This is a genomic window from Thermoplasmata archaeon (assembly GCA_015063285.1).
Taxonomy (GTDB): Archaea; Thermoplasmatota; Thermoplasmata; order Methanomassiliicoccales; family Methanomethylophilaceae; genus Methanoprimaticola.
This window is the reverse complement of record SUST01000015.1, coordinates 1-19,326: the sequence shown is the minus strand read 5'-3', so window position 1 is coordinate 19,326 and position 19,326 is coordinate 1. Positions and strand designations below refer to the sequence as shown.

20 protein-coding genes are annotated in these 19,326 nt (G+C 52.4%); 9 read left to right on the top strand and 11 right to left on the bottom strand.

The window, feature by feature from the left end; genetic code table 11:
* Positions 1 to 6 precede the first annotated feature (6 nt).
* The 3 genes from E7Z62_07550 to E7Z62_07540 all read left to right on the top strand — a co-directional run bounded on the left by E7Z62_07550 (position 7) and on the right by E7Z62_07540 (position 1,913).
* Positions 7 to 348: a hypothetical protein gene (locus E7Z62_07550; protein ID MBE6522958.1), complete on the top strand. Its 342-nt coding sequence runs from the start codon at positions 7 to 9 to the stop codon at positions 346 to 348.
* 84 nt (positions 349 to 432) lie between these two features.
* Positions 433 to 651: a hypothetical protein gene (locus E7Z62_07545; GenBank protein MBE6522957.1), complete on the top strand. Its 219-nt coding sequence runs from the start codon at positions 433 to 435 to the stop codon at positions 649 to 651.
* Between the two features lie 38 nt (positions 652 to 689).
* Complete coding sequence (locus tag E7Z62_07540) at positions 690 to 1,913, top strand: M20 family metallo-hydrolase (GenBank protein MBE6522956.1); 1,224 nt, start codon at positions 690 to 692, stop codon at positions 1,911 to 1,913.
* A gap of 1 nt (position 1,914) precedes the next feature.
* On the opposite strand, the gene ftsY is transcribed toward E7Z62_07540, so the two are convergent.
* The 4 genes from ftsY to priS all read right to left on the bottom strand — a co-directional run bounded on the left by ftsY (position 1,915) and on the right by priS (position 5,040).
* Positions 1,915 to 3,003: a signal recognition particle-docking protein FtsY gene (gene ftsY / locus E7Z62_07535; protein ID MBE6522955.1), complete on the bottom strand. Its 1,089-nt coding sequence runs from the start codon at positions 3,001 to 3,003 to the stop codon at positions 1,915 to 1,917.
* Between the two features lie 10 nt (positions 3,004 to 3,013).
* Positions 3,014 to 3,442 (bottom strand): prefoldin subunit alpha, encoded by a 429-nt coding sequence (gene pfdA / locus E7Z62_07530; GenBank protein ID MBE6522954.1) that lies wholly within the window; start codon positions 3,440 to 3,442, stop codon positions 3,014 to 3,016.
* A gap of 2 nt (positions 3,443 to 3,444) precedes the next feature.
* Positions 3,445 to 3,672, bottom strand: a complete 228-nt coding sequence (locus tag E7Z62_07525; GenBank protein MBE6522953.1) for a 50S ribosomal protein L18a — start codon at positions 3,670 to 3,672, stop codon at positions 3,445 to 3,447.
* Between the two features lie 126 nt (positions 3,673 to 3,798).
* Positions 3,799 to 5,040, bottom strand: coding sequence for a DNA primase catalytic subunit PriS (gene priS, locus E7Z62_07520; protein ID MBE6522952.1), 1,242 nt, complete (start codon positions 5,038 to 5,040; stop codon positions 3,799 to 3,801).
* Between the two features lie 353 nt (positions 5,041 to 5,393).
* Between priS and E7Z62_07515 the strand changes: the two genes are divergently transcribed.
* The 5 genes from E7Z62_07515 to E7Z62_07495 all read left to right on the top strand — a co-directional run bounded on the left by E7Z62_07515 (position 5,394) and on the right by E7Z62_07495 (position 10,623).
* Positions 5,394 to 6,281 (top strand): sel1 repeat family protein, encoded by an 888-nt coding sequence (locus E7Z62_07515; GenBank protein MBE6522951.1) that lies wholly within the window; start codon positions 5,394 to 5,396, stop codon positions 6,279 to 6,281.
* 90 nt (positions 6,282 to 6,371) lie between these two features.
* Entirely contained in the window at positions 6,372 to 7,340 is a 969-nt protein-coding gene (locus tag E7Z62_07510; protein MBE6522950.1) for a hypothetical protein, read from the top strand.
* Positions 7,341 to 7,458: 118 nt separating this feature from the next.
* Entirely contained in the window at positions 7,459 to 8,736 is a 1,278-nt protein-coding gene (locus E7Z62_07505; protein MBE6522949.1) for an MFS transporter, read from the top strand.
* 214 nt (positions 8,737 to 8,950) lie between these two features.
* Positions 8,951 to 9,589: a methionine synthase I, cobalamin-binding domain protein gene (locus tag E7Z62_07500; GenBank protein MBE6522948.1), complete on the top strand. Its 639-nt coding sequence runs from the start codon at positions 8,951 to 8,953 to the stop codon at positions 9,587 to 9,589.
* A gap of 11 nt (positions 9,590 to 9,600) precedes the next feature.
* Positions 9,601 to 10,623 (top strand): MtaA/CmuA family methyltransferase, encoded by a 1,023-nt coding sequence (locus E7Z62_07495; protein ID MBE6522947.1) that lies wholly within the window; start codon positions 9,601 to 9,603, stop codon positions 10,621 to 10,623.
* Between the two features lie 54 nt (positions 10,624 to 10,677).
* Here E7Z62_07495 and E7Z62_07490 read toward each other — a convergent pair whose 3' ends face one another.
* The 6 genes from E7Z62_07490 to purE form a co-directional block, all read right to left on the bottom strand.
* Entirely contained in the window at positions 10,678 to 10,926 is a 249-nt protein-coding gene (locus tag E7Z62_07490; protein ID MBE6522946.1) for a nitrous oxide-stimulated promoter family protein, read from the bottom strand.
* Positions 10,927 to 11,036: 110 nt separating this feature from the next.
* A complete protein-coding gene (locus E7Z62_07485) occupies positions 11,037 to 11,612 on the bottom strand; it encodes a GMP synthase subunit A (protein MBE6522945.1) in 576 nt (191 codons plus the stop codon).
* A 48-nt stretch (positions 11,613 to 11,660) separates the two neighbouring features.
* Entirely contained in the window at positions 11,661 to 13,019 is a 1,359-nt protein-coding gene (locus E7Z62_07480; GenBank protein ID MBE6522944.1) for an ATP-binding protein, read from the bottom strand.
* 259 nt (positions 13,020 to 13,278) lie between these two features.
* Positions 13,279 to 14,610 (bottom strand): ATP-binding protein, encoded by a 1,332-nt coding sequence (locus E7Z62_07475; GenBank protein ID MBE6522943.1) that lies wholly within the window; start codon positions 14,608 to 14,610, stop codon positions 13,279 to 13,281.
* Positions 14,611 to 14,783: 173 nt separating this feature from the next.
* Positions 14,784 to 15,731: a glutamine-hydrolyzing GMP synthase subunit GuaA gene (gene guaA / locus E7Z62_07470; protein ID MBE6522942.1), complete on the bottom strand. Its 948-nt coding sequence runs from the start codon at positions 15,729 to 15,731 to the stop codon at positions 14,784 to 14,786.
* The gene (gene purE, locus E7Z62_07465) at positions 15,718 to 16,197 is read right to left on the bottom strand and encodes a 5-(carboxyamino)imidazole ribonucleotide mutase (protein MBE6522941.1); all 480 of its coding nucleotides are present in this window, start codon (positions 16,195 to 16,197) and stop codon (positions 15,718 to 15,720) included. The genes guaA and purE overlap by 14 nt, the downstream gene beginning before the upstream one ends.
* 160 nt (positions 16,198 to 16,357) lie before the next feature.
* On the opposite strand from purE, the gene E7Z62_07460 reads away from it, so the two are divergent.
* On the top strand, positions 16,358 to 17,749 hold the full coding sequence (locus E7Z62_07460; GenBank protein MBE6522940.1) for a hypothetical protein: 1,392 nt from the start codon (positions 16,358 to 16,360) through the stop codon (positions 17,747 to 17,749).
* A gap of 16 nt (positions 17,750 to 17,765) precedes the next feature.
* Here E7Z62_07460 and E7Z62_07455 read toward each other — a convergent pair whose 3' ends face one another.
* Positions 17,766 to 19,010, bottom strand: a complete 1,245-nt coding sequence (locus E7Z62_07455; GenBank protein ID MBE6522939.1) for an AAA family ATPase — start codon at positions 19,008 to 19,010, stop codon at positions 17,766 to 17,768.
* Between the last annotated feature and the right edge of the window lie 316 nt (positions 19,011 to 19,326).

Genomic DNA, 19,326 nt, shown 5'->3' with positions numbered 1-19,326 from the left:
GTTATTTTGAATGAAGGCCGCAAGGTTGAATTAGGAAAGATCTCAGGATATCTGAGGGATGAAATCGAATCCTTCGGAATCAATTTCAATATGGTAGAAAGGGATGGAGAAGGATTCGATACTTACGGATTCATTATCAAGGTCAACACCAGAAAGGTTTTGGAGTGGATCGGAATTCAAGAGCCTGTTCACGGATCATTCAGTTCAGATGATGCCATCATTGTTGAGATTGAGATAGTGAAGAAAGCAATAAAGAATTACGCTCTGGAGCATCATTACAAGACCTATCCTTTCCACTACGGCGTTACTATATTGGATCAATCCAGCTTGTTTGCATGTATCGTTTAGGACATTATCTGTTCAGATAATGCAGTTAACGGACAGGTTCTGTATGAATATGAAAGATTCATAGAATGGAAAATTCGGATAAGGATGCAGTTCCTTGAGAGCATCTTGGAAGGCAAAAATGCCTACGAAGGTTCTGGATTGGACGCAGAGATGCTGGTTTCAATTCTGTACAAGCGTTTTGAAGAAATAGATTACGAGAAAGCATCAAATGATGTTCGTGAATATATTCTAGATTCCAAGAACTCTGAAGACTGGTCCTCAGAACATTTCATCGACCTGTCCAAGAGGATCGTAATCGAATGAATCGACAACGGTAAAACCATAGATGTGCATCAATGGGCATGAAGTCCCTCGAGATCATCATGGAGGATATCGAGACCTCTAAGCAGGAGATCATCGAGTCCATGATGGATATGATACGCATACCCGCACTCGCACCGATCAACGGCGGAGACGGCGAATCCAAGAAAGCGGATTACCTCTGGACCCTGCTAACCGGTTTCGATACCGTCACCAGGCACGATGTCCATGATGCAACGGATCCGAATGTGATGAGGTCCAACATAATTGCAGTGAAACAGGGGAAGAAGGAAGGGACACTGTGGTTCGTCGCGCACATGGATGTTGTGCCCGTAGGGGATCTGGAGCTGTGGGATACTATGCCGTTTGAGCCAGAATTGAAGGACGGTAAGATCTACGGAAGGGGAACCGAGGACGACGGGCAGTCCGTCATATCCTCCATATTCGCCGCCAAGCAGTTCAACGGGCTCGAGCTCGAGGGGATGTCCCTGGGCCTGGCCCTGGTGGCCGACGAGGAGACCGGAAGCGTCCACGGGATCCAGTACCTCATAGATCAGGGCATCTTCAAACCGGGCGACATCATAATGGTGCCCGACCACTGCTCTCCCAATGGAGAGGACATAGATGTCGGGGAGAAGCACATCCTGTGGCTGAAGGTCTGTGTGGAAGGGAAGACCACCCATGCATCAACTCCCAATCTGGGCATCAATGCGTACAAGGTATCCACGCTCCTCCTCATGGATCTGATAGAGTCCTTCGACAGCAGGTTCGGCGATACCAACGATCTGTATCTGCCCAAGAATTCCACTTTCGAGCCTACCAAGAGAATCGCCACGGTCGAGAACGTGAACACGATCCCGGGCTACGACGAGTTCTGTCTGGACATACGTCTCAATCCTGAATACGATCCGGATATCGTCCTGAGCATGGTGAACGAGACCGCTCAGGTATATGCTGAATCCACCGGGGCCAAGATCACTGTAGAGGTCCTGCAGAAGGCTGTAGCGGGAAGGCAGTCATCGATCGAGTCGGAAGGATTCAAAGCGCTCCGCGATTCGGTCAAGGAGGTGCGCGGCATTGAACCCTATGCTGTCGGAATAGGAGGAGGCACCTGTGCGAACTTCTTCAGGCTGAAGGGATTTGATGCTTATGCGTGGCAGACCGGGGACGGTTCACTGCATGCGCCCAACGAGTATCTGAAGGTAGACAATCTGATAAACGACACGAAGGTGTTCGCCAGAGTGATCTACAAGCTCTGTATGTGAATCACTCGAACATCCTTGAGATCATCCACTCGGTGTTGAACTTGACGATGTCGTCGTATTCCTGACCGTTGCAGACGAATGCGATGGGCTTGCCGATGGTGTGGGCTATCGATAACGCAGCTCCGCCCTTGGCGTCGGTGTCGATCTTGGTGAGGATCACTGCGTCGATTCCAACGGCATCGTCGAAGACCTTCGCCTGCTCTATGGCGTTGTTGCCTGCCAGGGAATCTCCGACGAAGACCTTCAGGTCGGGTTTGGCGACCCTTACGATCTTCTTCATCTCCTCGATGAGGTTGCTGTTGGTCTGCATACGTCCTGCGGTGTCCACGAGGACGACGTCCTTCATCTTGGACCTTGCGTGCTCCACCGCATCGTATGCGACAGCGGCGGGGTCTGCGTCCTGAGTCTGCTTGACGATCTTGCATCCCAGCTTGTCGGCGTGGATGGTCAACTGCTCTATCGCACCTGCCCTGAAAGTGTCGCATGCGGCCATGACGACGGTCTTGTTCTGGTCCTGGAGACGCTTGGCGATCTTCGCGATGGCCGTGGTCTTACCGGTACCGTTGATACCGACGAACATTATGACGGTAGGCCTCTTCTGCTCGGCGATCCAGCTGTCGAAGTCGAACTCGTTGATCTCGAGTACGTCCCTCACAGCGTCCTTGACGGCCATCTCCACAACCTCTTCCAAGGAGTAGGAGCGGTCGTACTTCTTGCCGAGGAGGTTCTCCCTGACGCCTTCCTTGATCTTGTCCGCCACAGGGACGGCGACATCGGCTTCCAGCAATGTGAAGTATAGCTCGTCGAGGATCTCGTCCAATGCGGAATCCTTGATCTTCTTGCCGCCGCTCTCCGATACGATCTCGGATGACTTGTGTGCCCCTGCGGCCTTCTGCTGCTTCTGGAGCTTCAGCATCTCCTTCCTGGAGAGTTTGGGCTGTTCCGGCTGTGCCGGTGTAGAATCCTGTTGAATCGGTTTTTCAGGAGTGGCGGTCTGTTCGTCCTCTTTGCCGAAGATCTGCTCCTTGTCGAGTTCCTTGTCGGCCTTGCTGAACAATCCTTTCAGCTTGGATTTGAGAGAATCGAACATTCCGGACCACTCACTGCGTTGGGGTTTGCTGTCTGTTCATATACTCGATCTGTACAGCCTCGGAGACTGTGGACAGGGCCTTCTGGACCTCGTTGAGCGCGTCAACGGTCTTCTTGAGGGCCTCTGTGAGCTCCGCGGCGTTCGCCTCCATGTACTGGCTTGCATCCTCGGGGGTCTTCTCAACGGAGATGTTGGATCCGATTCCCACGATGATGTTCTTGTTGGAGGCGACCTTGACGTTCATGAAGGACGAAGCTCCGATGGGCACCATGATCTCATCGCCTTCTTTGGCGGCGAGCAGGGCCTTGATCGACTCGTTGGCCATGTTGACCTCGTCGAGGGTCGAGCGCAGAACGTTGACCTGACGGCTGAGCGCCTCGGTCCTGTTCTTGTAGCTTTCCATCAGAGCGAGCATCTGACGGAGTTCGTCGTCGTTCACGTTCACTCACCGATCTGGTATTTCACGACGTGGTTGGTGACCTCTTCTGCGGAGAGCTCCTTGACCTCGGCGATGTTGATCTGCCATCTCTTCAGCTTGTGCTTGCTTCCGATGGTCGAGAGTGCCTTCTCCTTGACTGCCGCCTCATCGGCAGCGGCCATCTCTACAGCGAAAGGCTGCTGCTTCTGCCTGGGGTCGGCATAGGTTCCTGATACGAGGAATGCTTTCATTTTAATTACCTAAACCACGTGATAAAGGACCTATTAATAAAGATATCGCGTACAATTTAGTGTTTTATACGACGGTCCAGCGCCTTGAAAACGGTGTGAAGGCTGGGATGAATGCAATGTGCCAGCTCAGAAGAGTTTCTCCTTTTGGCTCTCCTCCGATGCGAATCCGTAGGAGGCGTATTTCCTCCCTATGAGGAATATGGCGGCGTACTCGGGGACGGTGGTCTCTCCGCTGAGCTTGAAGTGCTGTCCCTTCATGTCCAATTCCATGTCCTTCCTCATGGTTACCTTGACCTCATCGTCGGTGTATTCCGAGGGTACGGCCATCTGCAGGGGATCGAAATCGGTGAGCTCGGCACGGGTTATCGGCGTGACCCTCAATCCGCTCTTGCCGTGTATGGATCCCGGAAGACGGATCAGCCTCTTGATGTCGGCTGTGACGGGTTCATCGACCTCTCCCGAGAGGCGGGGCGCCATATCCTCCTTCATTATCTTCACCAGGATGTTCTGGGTGGACTGCGAGAGCATGGCCATGGTGTTCTTCTCGAACAGGAGCCCTCTGGTCTTCTTCAGCTCCTCATGGGCCTTGAAGAGCGTGGCGGATTGGCTTCCCTTGATGCTGGGGTATTCCTTCTTGAACTCCTTCACGTCCCCGTCGCATAGGTCGTTGACTACATCCATCAATGCGTTCCTCATCATCAGCTTCCATCCTCCGGAATCGGCAGGGGGTATGAGACGGTCCTTGGCGACGTTGGTGCGCACACCGTTCCCCGTGGCGATCTGCGATGTCGCCACCCTGTTGTACGGGAACACCCAATCGATGTTCAGTCCGGAACCTGTGATGAAATCCACCAGCTCCCTCCTCTCGGGGGAACCCAATCCCATTATGTCCGGTGTCCTGACGTGTGCATGGTATCCCCTTCCGCCGGAGAACGTGATGTGTATCTGGTCCTCCTGGAATCCGAGATTGTCCATCAGGAAGGTGTCTACCAGATGCATCATCTGAGAGCGGATCTTTATCAGCATCTCGGCGTAGGTCATGTTCCCTGCGCCCTCTAGGTGGTCGGCGTCGAGGTCGAATATCAATTCCGCTCCCATCCACCCCTTCTCGTCCATCGTTGGCGCATCGGGCTTGCGGTAGTAGGATGTGGAGTAGTAGCTGTGCGACGGTACCTGTCCGGCCATAAACCTGTGCAGCTCTGCCGAATTGTCGAAGGCCATGTGCCTCTGGACGAAGGTCTTGTCGAAGAACATGAATCCGAACTCCCTGCGGGTGAACCTGTCCGGTAGTGCGGGCGTGTTCGCCTTGTAGTATTTCCTGAATGCCTTCAGGAGGAAGCGCTGGTTCGAATCCATCGCAGATGCCATCGGCGGGGTCTGTCTTTAAACTTTTGATGAGCCGTCGGGAAGAAGAGTGGATGCCGGCCGGGAGTTGAGGGTTGACGCTCCTCCCGGCCTATCCGAGTGATATTGTTGGATGGCGATTCGATGCGTTCCCAGTCTTGTCCGGAGTGAAACGGACTGATAACATTACCCGTCTTGAATTCGGCATATATAAAGGAGCGAGGTGTGTTCATCGGAGAGTCCGTGAAGTCTTACAATTCCACTGACAATCCTGGTTTTCCCGAGAGGGATGATATGTCCGATATCTAGCCAGATGTTTTTCGTGCGTCCTATTTAACGTTGTATGTTTTTATGCAAAGAAACCCATCCTTGACAGCATGGCAGATAAATTCGACCAGCTGGTCATAAAGGCATCCGACGGGGATGCAGAGGCTCAGTACGAGCTCGCGAACATCTACTACGACGTCTTCGACAAGCATTTCTCTCCAGAACTCGCCGCCAAGTGGTATCTGAAGTCTGCCGAGCAGGGCAACGCCGATGCGCAGTTCTGCATCGCAAGGCTCTATTCATGGGGCGACGGGATCGAGGCATCCACAGAAGAGGCCGTCAAATGGTACAAGGAGGCCGTGAAGCAGGGGCACTCGGATGCGATGTGCGACCTTGCGGGAATGTACCTTTACGATCCCGACGTGAGAAAGTCCAAGAAGAAGGCCATCAAACTGTACGAGGATGCGGCGGCCATGGGCAACTCCAACGCCCAGTACTTCCTCGGACTGATCTATCTCGACGGGGAATACGTCGAGCAGTCCTTCGAGCAGGCCCGCAAGTGGTTCAAGCTCGCAGCGGACCAGGGCAACCCCTATGCGCAGTTCGACCTTGCGGAGATGTACTTCACCGGATTCGGGGTGAAGAAGTCCAAGAAGGAAGCGTTCAAATGGTATCTGATGTCAGCTAAAGAGGATCACGCCTTGGCACAGTACGCCGTCGCTACGATGTACCTCGAAGGAAAGGGTACGAAGCAGTCCTACAAGGATGCCTTCAAATGGATGAAGGAGGCCGCGGAACAGGGCGTCACCAATGCAATGTACGACCTCGCTCTGATGTATCACTACGGTACCGGTGTCAAGAAGTCCAACAAGGAAGCGTTCAAGTGGATGAGGATCGTCGCCGACGACCTCTTCGAGGCCGAGGACGAGTACGAGTTCGATGAGGGATTCGACGAGGAGCTCCCGGAGTCTGAAGAGGAAGAGGACGAGAAGGATTGAAATCAATAATTCCGGAGGTCAATCCTCCGGAAACAAACTATTACGAATTTTTTGAGATCTATTTTTGGAAATAACATCCAACGAATGTAAATGTACATAGTTGGTCAATTTGGAATGACCGTATCCAGATACCGTCAAATACAGGTTGGGTATCGGACTGCACATGGCTTCCAAGAGACGCGAGGAGGAGAGCCGCAGGCTGCTCGAATCGGAGAAGGCGATGTCCAATATCGTTCAGGACGATCGCACGGACAGGGTGTGTCCGAGGTGCGCCGTGGCGACCAGTCTCAAGAAGTGCCCCAAGTGCGGCGGAGAGACCATTCCGATGGAATAATCAGCCGATTTAATTTCATTATATGTAATATAAATACTAAGGAGGAAATATTATCCGTCATGTATGGAGCTCGCCTCATCGTGGACAGGTCTAAACTGACCAGGGAGCATCCATGCCATAGGTTCCTGCCCATCGATATCGCTTCCGAGGGTGTCGAGGTGGGGATACAGAACTGTGCGATGTCCGCGGAGGGTTCTGGGCATTCGTTCATCAGGATCACGGATCCGTCGGATTCCATGCCTCAGGGCGATTTCGTCTACGAGGGCGGAAGGTCCAACGTCACACGCGTGGCGCCGTGTCAGTATACTGCGATGGTGAACAACAAGAAGTGTATGATAGCATCAGTCATCAACCGGTCGGGCTGCTTCCTGACCTCGGCCATCCCGATCACCGACACCCAGATCAGATGGACCCTGATAGGTCCCGACGGCGGCAGTCTTCACATGCTCTTCAAGGATCTCAGGGAGAACGGTTACGAGTTCGCGGTCGAATCCATAGGCGCGATCAATCAGGAGCCCATCCTCACTTCCAAACAGGAGAGGTGTTTCAATAAGGCCGTCGAGATGGGCTACTACAGCGTTCCAAAGAAGACGGATCTGGACAAGATCGCAGAGGCTTTGGGCATATCGAAATCCTCTCTGAATGTGACGCTCAGGACCGCGGAGCGCAACATCTTCAGATTCTATTCGGAGGGGTTCGTCGTTTCCGATAAGAGGAACGATTGAACATGTTCGCAGTCCCGGTTATCTATCGATATCCTGATCCTATAACCATTGGTCGAACGTACCCCATGTCCCGCCAGGAGAGGTTCGAATGACCATTGATGAGACTAAAAAGAAGAAGATGCTTTCGTACAGATGGCTGGTTTTCATAGCCTTGGCTATCGCATACTTCTTTGTGTATTTTCACAGAACGACCGGCGGTGCGATATCCACCACCCTTATGGACTATTTCGGGGTCGGTACGGCTTCGGTTGCATTGCTGGCATCAGCTTATCTCTACGCGTACACCCTGATGCAGATCCCCAGCGGTATTCTCACGGACCGTATGGGTCCGCGCAAGGCGGCCACCATATTCGTTGCCCTGATCGCAGTGGGTTCGCTGCTGAGCGCATACTCCGCGACGGCGAACGATTTCAACCTGATGATAGCCGGTAAGTTCATTATCGGTATCGGTGCGGCCGTCGTATACATCCCGATCATGAAGGTGCTTGCCGTATGGTTCCGTAAGAACGAGTTTGCCACCATGAGCGGTATCCTGCTCCTGGTCGGTAACGTCGGAGGAATCGCCGCGGCCACCCCGATGGTCCTTATGATGGACGCTCTGGGGATCGAGATGACCTACATAGTGCTGGCCATTATCACCGCGCTCATCGCGCTCCTCGTTTGGCTCCTCGTGAGGAACCATCCCATGGAGAAGGATCTTCCCAGCATAGAGGAGATCGTCTCCGAGGAGACCGGACAGCCTATAACCGAGTCCACCTCCGAGAAGATGGGTACCGTGGAGGCCCTGAAGAGGACCTTCCTCAGCGGGCGCAACTTCTGGCCCCTTGCGATATGGTTCTTCGTCATGTACGGGACCATCATGCTATGGCAGGCATCGCAGGCCGGTGCGTACTACAAGAACATTGGGGGATTCGATGCCGGCACCGCGGGTATGATGCTCACCATGGTAGGAGTCGGAATGGTTTTTGGATGCCCCCTTGCCGGGAAGTTGTCCGATTCCTACCTCCATTCCAGGAAGAAGGTCGTCATAATCGGTACCGTGGTGTACACCCTGATCTGGGCGTTCATCTACCTGACCGCCGATTCCAAGGACATACTGACCAATGACATCGTCCAATACGCCATCAACTTCTGCTTCGGATTCTTCGGAGGATTCTTCGTGGTATCGTATGCACAGATCAAGGAGCTGTACCCTATAGCCATGGCAGGGACCTCCACCGCTGCGCTGAACCTCTTCCCGTTCGCGGGAGGGGCGATACTGATCACCATAGCAGGTTTCCTTGTGACCGATCAGACCCTTGACCAGTACAAGACCGTATGGCTGATGGCCCTGGGATTGATGGTCCTCGGATGCATCTGTGCGTTCCTGTCCAAGGAGAAGGAGCACGACGCGTGAGGATTAATCAGACAAGACCTCCAAACCTCTTTCCCTAAACATCTTACCGGGTGCCGGTATATGGCATCCGGGTTATCCAGATATTCTAACACGAACATGTTCGTATCCTTTTAGATATACTAACACCACGATGTTTTTTACGGCAGGACATGGGCCAACCTGGACCTATGTGTGGTCTTGGATCGACCAACATCTATGAAGAAGGAGGCATAAGATGGATGAGAAAGCGATCCTGAAGGAGCTAGCGGATGCAGTAATCGCATGCGACCCGCCAAGGGCGAAAGCGGCTGCAGAAACGGCCCTGAAGGAAGGAATGGATCCCGTTACGGCGATCAATGAAGGATTGGTCGTGGGAATGGGAGTTATCGGAGACAATTATGCGGAGCGCAAGATGTATCTCCCGCAGGTATTGGTCGCGGCGCACAGCATGTACGAAGGTTTGGATGTGCTGATCCCGGCGATACCCAAGGACGAGAGCCTCACCAGCAAGAGTGCTGTGACGGCCGTCGTGCAGGGAGACGTCCACGATATCGGCAAGAACATCGTGAAGACCATGCTCACCGCATCAGGATTCATAGTCTGCGACGCGGGAAAGGATGTTCCCGGAGCAGAGGTAGTCAAGGATATGCTTGACAACAAGGCGGAGGTCGTCTGTCTGAGTACCCTGATGACCCCCACCATGGACAGCATGCAGGATGCCGTGAGGATGATCAAGGAGAGCGGATACCGCGACAAGGTCATCATCACCATCGGCGGACCGCCGACCACCCAGGCGTTCGCCGAAGAGATAGGAGCGGATCATAGGGACGAGAACGCGCAGCAGTGCGTGAAGTACGTCAATTCGAGGTTGTGATTGAAATGGCAATGTCATGCAGAGAAAGAGTATTGGCAGCTATGAAGCAGGAGGATCTCGACCGTCCTCCGGTAGCGGTGTTCACCACCTGCGACACCATCGATATGATGGAGGCCTGCGGCGCGAAGTGGCCGGAGGCACATTCGGACCCGCAGAAGATGGCCACCCTGGGATGCGCCCAGGCGGATTACTTCGGATTGGAATCGGTGAGGGCGGGATTCTGCCTTACCGAGGAGGCCGAGGCGCTGGGATGCCCCATCAATATGGGAACCCAGAGATCATCGCCCATGCTGAAGGGACATCCGTTCACGTACAACCCGATGAAGAAGATTTACGACGAGCCGGACAACCTTCCGGACATCGATGAGTTCCTCAACACCGGAAGGGTGAAGACCGCCATCGACGCGATGGCCATCATGCACAAGACGCACGGAGAGGACTATGTGGTCATCGGAGGGAACACCGGACCGTTTACCCTCACCGGACATCTACTCAACACGGAGAACCTGGTCTACTCGGTATGGACCGAGCCCGAGAGGGCGCAGAAGTGGGTTGGTGCTATCGCACCTTACTGCAAGGCGTTCGGACAGGCGATGCTCGACAACGGGGCCGACGTAGTCCAGATGTCGGAGCCGTCGGCATCGACCGATATCCTGGCGCCTACCGACTTCCCAGTGCAGTCAGGCCAGTTCGTCAAGGACTGTCTCGGTGGATTGAAAGGAATGTCGATCCTGCACATCTGCGGAGACTCCGCACCGATCATCCCGTACATGCTAGACACCAATGCGGATGGAATCTCGGTAGAGGAGAAGGTCCCCTCGGAGAAGGCGGTGGAGATCGCGAACCACAGAGGATGTCTCGTTGGTAACGTGGGGTGCGCATTCCCCTTGTTCAAGGGAACCCCCGAGGATGTCGCTGCAGCCGCAAGACACAGCAGGGATGCAGGATTCAACATCATATCCGCAGGATGCGGAGTGCCCATCGGAACCCCGGCGGACAACATCCGTGCCCTGGTTAAAGCGATAAAGGGTTGAACTAACACTAAAGAATGCCAAGGGCCGGCCTCAGCGGTCGGCCCGATAACCCTTTCAATATTTTTTGAAAAGTATCACTGGATGCAGGATCATGCGCGGTCTGCTGAATCCTATCACGTTCTGGATTCTATCGCGCATTTCCGAGTTGTAGCATCTCGAGGGACATCCAGCGCATCTGATCTGCGAATCGTTGTTCATGCAGCTGTCGATGCGCTCGAAGGCGTAATCCCTGAGCCTTTTGCAGTCATCGCACAGGTCCTGACCGTGATTTTTCCTGCAGTACATGGAGATCATGAATCCCATGGTCTCTTTGCGCTCCGCGATGAACTCCTCCTTGGTCTTCATGTTCCCTACTGAATTTTGGAAAGAATAGTAAGTAAATTTCTTTTCTTACCATTGTCAGCCGAAAAGCGTCAGTAATCGTGCTCCTCTATTATCCTGAGGAAGTTCTGGAAGATCTCCACCCCGTGCTCGGTGTTCTCGACCTCAGGATGGAACTGCACTCCCCAGATCGGTCTGTCCCTGCAGCGGACCGCCTCATGGGGGCATCCGTCGGAATATGCGATGACATCGAACCCCTCCGGGACTACTTTCACTTCATCGTTGTGGGATGCCCATACCGTGAACTCGTCGGGAAGGTCCCTGAAGAGATCGTCGTGATTTGTCACCTTCAGCGGGACGGCACCGAATTCGGGTGTGGATCCTGGACCCAGTGTACCGCCGAAATGCTCTGAGAGGAACTGCATACCTGCGCACACCCCTAATATGGGGAAGTCGGCCTTGTCCAGATATTCTCCGTTGTTGCCCATGGCCGCGCCCTCGGTGGCGACGTTGGGCGCTCCTCCGGAGAGGATCAGACCGTCCACGTCCTTGATCTCGTCGAACGGTGTTGTGTTCGGAACGATCTTGGTTTCGACCTTGAGGTATCTCAGGACGCGCCACTCGCGGTGTGTCCACTGGCTTCCGTTGTCGATGACGTAGACTTTCATCGGATGATGTGATGGTCGGATACGGTAAAAACGTATCTGTCTTCTCTTTTATTCGGATCCCAGGACGGGGTCAGTATCCTCGGAGAGGTCCTGCGCGAGCATGAACATCGCGTAATGCGGAATGGTGAGGATCATGTTCTCCTCATCGTAGCCGAAGTTGTTGGATGAGACCTTTATCGCCAGCTCCTTTGGGTTATGGTCGCGGAACGCCTTGAGGGAATTCATGGTGCCCGAACCCTTCTTCACATCTATCGGAACGACCCTTCCGCGGTTCGGGACTATGAATTCGAATTCATGATGGGATTTTCCGGTCCAGTAGTAGAGGTCGATACCCTTGGCGGCCAGCTCGTCAGCGACATAGTTCTCGTAGAACACTCCTGCGAGGGAGTTTCTCTTGTCCTTTGCGATGAAATCAGAGAAGGGGATCCCGCTCTGATAGGTGAACATCCCTATGTCGCCCAGGTACAGCCTGAAAAGGTTGCTGTCGGAGTCGGACAGCGGTAGGGTGACCTTGTCGGTCTTGTTAAGGCTCCTGTGAACTACGCGGGCCAGCTCCAGCCAGATGTAGGCGCTCTGATAGTCCCGGTTGGTCTTTCCCTTGTCAGTCTGCGATATCTTGTAGTTGCGGTTCTCCTTGTTCAGCTGGGAGAAGATGCTCTGGTAGACCTTCCTTGTCTTAAGGATCATCTCCGGGGATATGTTGTATTGACTCATATCCGCCAGATAGTTGTCGTAGATGGAACTCAGGGTTTTGGAGACATCCACGTAGGATCCCGTTCTGATGAACTTGTCCACGGCCTCCGGCATGCCCCCTATCGACATGTAGTCGTGGAGGAGGTCGGTGGCAAGGTCGTGCTCGTACTTCTCCATAGGTCTGCAGGATCTGTATGATTCCCTAATGCGGTCCAGCATCACTGGGTTGACGTTGAGGAGATACTCTTCGAAATTAAGCGGGTAGAGGTCGAGTGAGTCGACGCTGCCCACGGGGAATAGGAAGCTGTCATCCTTGTTCTCCTTCTGCATCTCCATCATGGCCAGTCTAACCATGGAGCCCGTAGCGATGACGGGGATCTTCTTGTGCTCTTGGCAGAAGTATTTCAGGGATGTGAGGACTGAGAGGCACCTCTGCATTTCATCGAATATCAGAGGCGTGTCCGGACCTATCTTCTTCATGTAGCGGGCCTCTATGTATCTTAGATACTTGTCGGGGTCGGAGGTTGTGGAGAAGAACGATCTCGCTTCCTCATCCTTGGCTAGATCGATGTATAGGGCCTTGGGGTGCTCTTTCATGAAGAGGGTACGGAGGAGGTATGTTTTGCCGACCTGTCTTGCCCCCCAAATAATGAGCGGTTTCCTGTCAGGGGATACAATCCACTGTTCCAGATACCTAATTGCAAGCCTTTCCATCGTATCGCAGATACATGTTTTTACAGGTATTTATTAGTTTCAAATACATGTTTTATCAAGTTTTTCGGGCTTTCAAATACAGGTTTTGAAGGGATTTTACGGTCTTCAAATACATGTTTTATCAAATTTTTATCCGTTTATGGAAGGATAAAACACGTCCAAAATGAGGTTTTATCCTCCTATGGAAGGATAAAGTATGTTTGAATTATGGTTTTATCCGTCTATAGCCGGATAAAAAGATGATCAAGAAATCCTGTATTCACAGGCATATCGCCATGTACAGCGGGAGGAACAGGACATTCCCTTCCTTCTTCAGATCCTTCGAGAACAGGACGTATGGCTGCCCAAGTGTTTTGGAATGCTTCTTCATCAGGTAGTCCAGCGAGGAATGGTTGGAATAACCGCTGGATTTCACCTCAATCGGATCGATCTTCTTCCCGTGCCTCACGAGGAAGTCCACCTCGTAGCGGTTCTTCCCGTCGTCCTTGTAGAATGTGTGGAAGAACAGCCTGTGTCCGTTGCTCTTCAGGGTCTGGGCGACGATATTCTCCATGAACATGCCCTCGTTCAGATGCATCTTGTCATTGAGGATGGAATCGTAGATGTCATGCTCTATCGATTCGTTCTCGTTTATGGCCAGGCTTACGAGCAGGCCAGTATCGCCCATGTACAGCTTTACCGAGGACAGGTCGGTGTTCAGATTCAGTCCCGCGCTGGGGACGGTGGAGTTGTAGCAAGCGTTAGCTATCATCGAATCCTCCAGCCAGTAGATAGGTTCGTCAAAGCTGTTCATCCGGCCATGCTTCTCAATATCTGATAACGTTACTCTCTTGTCGTGTTTGGATAGCTCCGATGGTATGGATTCGAACAGCTTCATGGTCCTCAGTTTGTTATCTTTGGCTTTTTTCGAGATGTCTTCACGGTAGAGGTCCAGGATCATCCTCTTCTGTTCCTCCGCCTTTCCGAAATTGAGGGTGGCAGCGTATATCTCAACAACTTTTGGCATCCCTCCGACTATCATGTACTTTCTGAATTGGTCCATGATGGATTTGTGCAGGTCGTTTCCGAGCGCCAGTTTCTTTTCGAAATGTTCCCTGATCAATGGAACGGTGGTCTCATCGCCCAGGGCCCAGCAGAACTCCTCGAAGTCCATCGGGTACATCCTTATGCGTTTCTCTTCGGAAGGGATGATGATGTCCTTCACGTTCTCATGAATGGAGATGAGCGAGCCCGTCTCTATGTAGTCGTATCTGCCGTCGGCGACAAGGAATTTGATTGCTTCTCTGGCGCGGGGGAATTTCTGAGCTTCGTCGAATATTATGAGTGATCTGCGCTCATACAGCTTGACACGCATCATGCTGGAGATCTTCTGAAGGACTAAGGGGATGTCAGATAGGTCATCGAACAGATCCCTGAATGCCTTCCCGACCTTTCCGAAGTTGATCAGAATGTAGGAATCGTACTCGTTTTTTCCGAATTCCTCGACGATGAAGCTCTTGCCGACACGTCTGGCCCCTTCGATGAGCAATGCGGATTGTCCGTTGCTCTCCGTCTTCCATTCGAGCAGTTTCGAATAGATCTTCCTCTTCATCGCCATAATCTATAATATGCACTGTCCTTAAAATGTTTTATGGTCAATTTCTACACTACCCTTAAAATGTTATAAGCAGAAAAATTGCACTGTCCTTAAAATATTGGTGCTTAATATATAAAGGAGATAAAAAATATAATTGTGAAGAACAGCCCCCGAAGGAGCCTGTATTTTCACTCCCATTCTATGGTCGCGGGAGGTTTGTTCGTTATGTCGTACACGACACGGTTGACGGATTGCTTCATGGTGTTCGTGATGCGTTGACTCATCGCGTCCAGGACATCGAGGGGGATCTTCGCATAAGTGGCCGTCATACCGTCTATGGATGCCACCGCGCGGATGGCGATGGTCCTTCCGTATGCCCTCCTGTCTCCCTGGACACCGACGGATTTGGAAGGAAGCAGCACAGCGAAGTACTGCCAGGGGAGCTCCATCTTTCCCGCTTCGGCGGCCTTCCTGATCTCATCCTCAACTATGTAGCACGCTTCGCGGACAACCTCTATGTTCTCCGGTGTGACCTCGTCCAAGCATCTCACCGCGAGGGCTGGTCCCGGGAAGGGCTGCCTCTCGGAGGCGGCAACGTTCAGCATCCTGGCGAGGTCCCTGACCTCATCCTTGTAGAGGTCCCTCAGAGGTTCATACAGAGACATGCCCATCTCCTTGGGGAGTCCTCCGACGTTGTGGTGCGACTTGATGGTGTCACGGACACCGTCCCCAGATTCTATCCAGTCGGGAGCGATGGTTCCCTGGATGAGGAACTCTGCGCCGTATTCCTTCGCCCTCCTCTCGAAGACGCGGATGAACTTCTCGCCGATGATCTTCCTCTTCTGCTCGGGTTCCGTCACCCCTTTCAGGGCGGCGAAGAACTCCTCGGATGCATCCTCGATGACGTAGTTGAAGCCCATGGACTTGAACATCTGCTCGACCTCCTCGGTCTCGCCCTTCCTCATGAGCCCGTTGTCCACGTAGACCGCCAATAACCTGTCTCCGATGGCCCTGTGGACCAGTGCGGCGGCTACCATGGAGTCCACTCCTCCGGAGCATGCTATGATGGCCTTGCCTGTGATTTTGGACCTGGTGTCCTCGATGGTATCGTTGATGAAATCCTCAGCACCCAACATCTTCCTTTACCTTCTTGGAATCGGCAATGACCTTGTCCGCCTGCTCCTGCCTGTAATCGGACAGCTTCTTCTGAAGATCGGGACAGCCGATGGCGAGCATCTCTATCGCAAGCACGGCCGCATTGTCCCCGCGGTCGAGACCTACAGATGCCACAGGGATCCCTGGAGGCATCTGGACGATGGAAAGTAGTGCGTCGTAGCTGAGCGTTCCGCTTACTGGAACCCCTATGACGGGCTTGGTGGTGAACGATGCGATCACTCCTGGCAGTGCCGCGGAGAGTCCTGCGATGGCGATGAACACATCAGCATCGCTCTTCGTTACCAGCTCCTCTACCCTGTGGGGGGTCCTGTGGGCCGATGCCACATCTATATCGAAAGCGACGCCGAACTTCTTCAGGATCGATATGGCCTTCTCTGCGACAGGAAGGTCGCTCTTGCTTCCCATGATGATGGAGACTTTGGACATTGTTCCTCCTTATTTTGTGAAAAGATAAAAAGTATAACCCAAGGCGATAGTTGGGTTCCAAGTCAATATTTGTAAATCTGGCTCATATGATATTTTCTATAACTAAAATTAATTTTAGTAAAATAATTTAACTAAATTTTTATTTAGTTGTGATGATTACATGATGTTGGAAGGAAGTGTCCATATGGAATTGGTCGGCAGAGAGATCTATCTCGAGGAGATGGAGAGGAGGTATTCCAACAGAGGGATCAGGACCATGGCCCTCTGGGGAAGGAGACGTATCGGTAAGACCGCCATCATCAGGAAGTTCTGCGAAGGCAAACCGCACGTGATCCTCACCGCCGTCGAGGATTCTTACGAGAAATCCATAGAGTCCTTCGACAGGTCCCTGGATAAGTATCTGGGAGAAGGCCCGACGCATTCCAGAGGATTCCAGGATATCCTGGAGCGCTTCAGGGGATTGGATAGGGAGGATGACCGTATGGTCATCGTTATCGATGAGTACTCCTATTTGTATGAGACGGAACCGGCCTGCAATTCGTATCTGCAGATCTTCATAGATCACGATCTCCAGGACATGAACGCTATGCTGATCATCTGCGGGTCCGCCGTGACAGTCATGGGAGACATATTCAACGATACCAAAGGCCCTCTGTACAAGCGTTTCATCGGACCCATTTCGGTAGGGCCGTTGCCATACAAGGAATGCAGGGCATTCCATCCAAAATTGAGCGAGGAGGATCTCCTGAGGGTGTATGCCATAGCCGGAGGGGTCCCGCTCTATCACATACTGATGTCTGGGGACACAGCAGAGGAATGCATCAAGAATTCTCTATTGGGTCCACTGGCGCCGCTGCGCGAGGAGGCAGATAATACCGTAATCCGCGAGCTTGCACCCATCCAGACCAATCTGAGGATAATCGGGGCCATATCGAAGGGACGCGTCACCATCAAGGAGATTGCGGAATACATCGGTCAGAGTCCTGAATCCTGTCTGAACAATCTATCGAAGATGGAGAGGATCGGGATCGTCTCCAAGGTCTATCCGATGTGCGGGGCACCGAGAAAGGAACAGCTCTTTAGAGTATCTGATGGGCTGATCAGGCTCCATAGCGATGTCATACTGCCCAACATATCTGCCGTATCGGATCCCGACAGGGATTTCGGATACAATGCGATTATGCAGGAGATCGGCAGTTTCTACGGTCCTGCCTTCGAGGATGAATGCATGCAGTATGTCAGATCCAAGCATCATTGCAAGGAGGTGGGTTCCTGGTGGGGCAAGGTTGCCGGGGAGCATACCGATATCGACATCATAGCGCTATGTGACGACGGTGACGGCGAATACCATCTGGTCTGCGAATACAAGTTCCGCAACAAGGAGGCCGGTGTGAGGGAGTTCGAGGAGCTCAGGAAGAATACGGCATCCCTGAAGAACTGCTATAACATCAGATACTGCATGTTCTCCCGTTCGGGATTCACCGATGAGCTGATGGAGGTGGCGGAGTCATCGGGTATAGAGCTCGTGACGCCCAAAGATATGTTCGAGTGAGGGTAGTTCTTCAGACTCAGAGCACCACATAACGCGTTGACTTCCCGACACCGATCCGTTCCAGCTTGTTATTGTCGACCATCTCGTTGACGATCATGGTCGCTTTTGATTTGCTCACGCCCAAGCGTTCCTCAATGTCGGACCTGGTCAGGACATCTCCTTTCTTCAGGGAAATGTCCTTGAATCCGTTCTTGGAATAGATAGTAACGCGGAATACTGCCGGAGTTATATCGAATTCCGGGTGTCTTTCCGAGTCCGAGTATATGCCCATTATACGCGGGATTCCGGAGCCATAGGCTTCCACGAGGCCCAGTCTGTAGAAGACCTCTGACAGCTTCCTGTTGCGGGGGAACGAGACCCCTTTGAACATGTCTTCGCGTGAGATGTCCTCCATGATGGTTCCCGGAGAGGCGATTTCCAGCTTGTCACCGTACATCGATATCAGGGTGGTACCGCTGGAGGTGTAATCTCTGTGGATGATGGCGTTAAGGACGATCTCCCTGACAGCCTCGGTGGGGAAATCGTAATGGTCGTTCCTCTTGGTACCGACGATCTCCGAAGATACGGTGGTGTGCCTACGGATGAACATCATTGCATCATCGTACTGTCTGAGAAGAGAGCCCGATATCTCCTGGCGGTCGATGAAGCCGGTCCTGTGTTCATCCATGAAGACCGCGGCTTTCATCTGGAAGTCGCATTGGTCGGACAGGAGGAATCCCAGGTTTGTGTACCCGTCCTGGTCCATCATTCCGAGCATGTTCATGTGTGCATCATCGAATGCCAATCCGGATCTGTGGAAGACGTTCTCGGCGTATGTGAATGTCAGGTCTTGTCTGAATGATCTGAGTGATTCATACTCTTTGGAACGTGCTCTGCGTATCATCTGATTGAACTGTTCGTCCGTGGCGGGGGTGGATGATGGGCCGCGACGGATGTATACGCCTTCGGCACGCATTCCTTTCTGTCTTAGATAGTATGGTTTGGACGTTCCTTCCTGCACAATGATCTCGATGATATCCTTTCCATCCATCTTGATGACATCGACAGAAGTGGTCGGTGTCACATCTGGGCGAATATCGTCATGAAGCATTCCGACGCATTTGAGCGCAGTCTCGTCTGCATTGTGCAATCCGATGATGTTTCCGTCATCATCGATACCGATGAGTATGACTCCTCCGTCCCCGTTGGAGAATGCCACTACACTCTTGGCAATCTTATCGGAGAACTCTGATTTGTATTCGGTATGCAAGTCTTCCGCCATACACTACTGTATGAAATAATCGTATTTAATCGTATTTTTAGATAAAAAATCGTATTTAATCGAAAAAATCGAAAAATAATCGTATTTGGTCGAAAGATAAACGATCCGATTGGATAAGTGAGAGGTGGGAACAGGTCCCAGCGCCGGCCTGACTAGTTTTTTAATTTGATGGAACCGAGCCTATATTGTCGTTCTTTGAGAGTAGCATTGAGAAAACCCCCAGTCTAGCGTCAGAATTGATGATTCAACAGAATTATCTAGGAACCTTAGACACCGAACCGAAAGTGGAAAAGGGATGTCTGGATAGGTAGTTTTT

Excerpts from the sequence above, each read along its gene's own strand:
- E7Z62_07510 (MBE6522950.1), top strand. The coding sequence starts at position 6,372 with ATGTACATAGTTGGTCAATTTGGAATGACCGTATCCAGATACCGTCAA.
- E7Z62_07515 (MBE6522951.1), top strand. The coding sequence starts at position 5,394 with ATGGCAGATAAATTCGACCAGCTGGTCATAAAGGCATCCGACGGGGAT.
- E7Z62_07455 (MBE6522939.1), bottom strand. The coding sequence starts at position 19,010 with ATGGCGGAAGACTTGCATACCGAATACAAATCAGAGTTCTCCGATAAG.
- E7Z62_07480 (MBE6522944.1), bottom strand. The coding sequence starts at position 13,019 with ATGGAAAGGCTTGCAATTAGGTATCTGGAACAGTGGATTGTATCCCCT.
- E7Z62_07495 (MBE6522947.1), top strand. The coding sequence starts at position 9,601 with ATGTCATGCAGAGAAAGAGTATTGGCAGCTATGAAGCAGGAGGATCTC.
- E7Z62_07475 (MBE6522943.1), bottom strand. The coding sequence starts at position 14,610 with ATGAAGAGGAAGATCTATTCGAAACTGCTCGAATGGAAGACGGAGAGC.
- E7Z62_07540 (MBE6522956.1), top strand. The coding sequence starts at position 690 with ATGAAGTCCCTCGAGATCATCATGGAGGATATCGAGACCTCTAAGCAG.
- E7Z62_07485 (MBE6522945.1), bottom strand. The coding sequence starts at position 11,612 with ATGAAAGTCTACGTCATCGACAACGGAAGCCAGTGGACACACCGCGAG.
- E7Z62_07505 (MBE6522949.1), top strand. The coding sequence starts at position 7,459 with ATGCTTTCGTACAGATGGCTGGTTTTCATAGCCTTGGCTATCGCATAC.
- E7Z62_07460 (MBE6522940.1), top strand. The coding sequence starts at position 16,358 with ATGATGTTGGAAGGAAGTGTCCATATGGAATTGGTCGGCAGAGAGATC.
- ftsY (MBE6522955.1), bottom strand. The coding sequence starts at position 3,003 with ATGTTCGATTCTCTCAAATCCAAGCTGAAAGGATTGTTCAGCAAGGCC.
- E7Z62_07525 (MBE6522953.1), bottom strand. The coding sequence starts at position 3,672 with ATGAAAGCATTCCTCGTATCAGGAACCTATGCCGACCCCAGGCAGAAG.
- E7Z62_07545 (MBE6522957.1), top strand. The coding sequence starts at position 433 with ATGCAGTTCCTTGAGAGCATCTTGGAAGGCAAAAATGCCTACGAAGGT.
- guaA (MBE6522942.1), bottom strand. The coding sequence starts at position 15,731 with ATGTTGGGTGCTGAGGATTTCATCAACGATACCATCGAGGACACCAGG.
- purE (MBE6522941.1), bottom strand. The coding sequence starts at position 16,197 with ATGTCCAAAGTCTCCATCATCATGGGAAGCAAGAGCGACCTTCCTGTC.
- E7Z62_07490 (MBE6522946.1), bottom strand. The coding sequence starts at position 10,926 with ATGGGATTCATGATCTCCATGTACTGCAGGAAAAATCACGGTCAGGAC.
- E7Z62_07500 (MBE6522948.1), top strand. The coding sequence starts at position 8,951 with ATGGATGAGAAAGCGATCCTGAAGGAGCTAGCGGATGCAGTAATCGCA.
- priS (MBE6522952.1), bottom strand. The coding sequence starts at position 5,040 with ATGGCATCTGCGATGGATTCGAACCAGCGCTTCCTCCTGAAGGCATTC.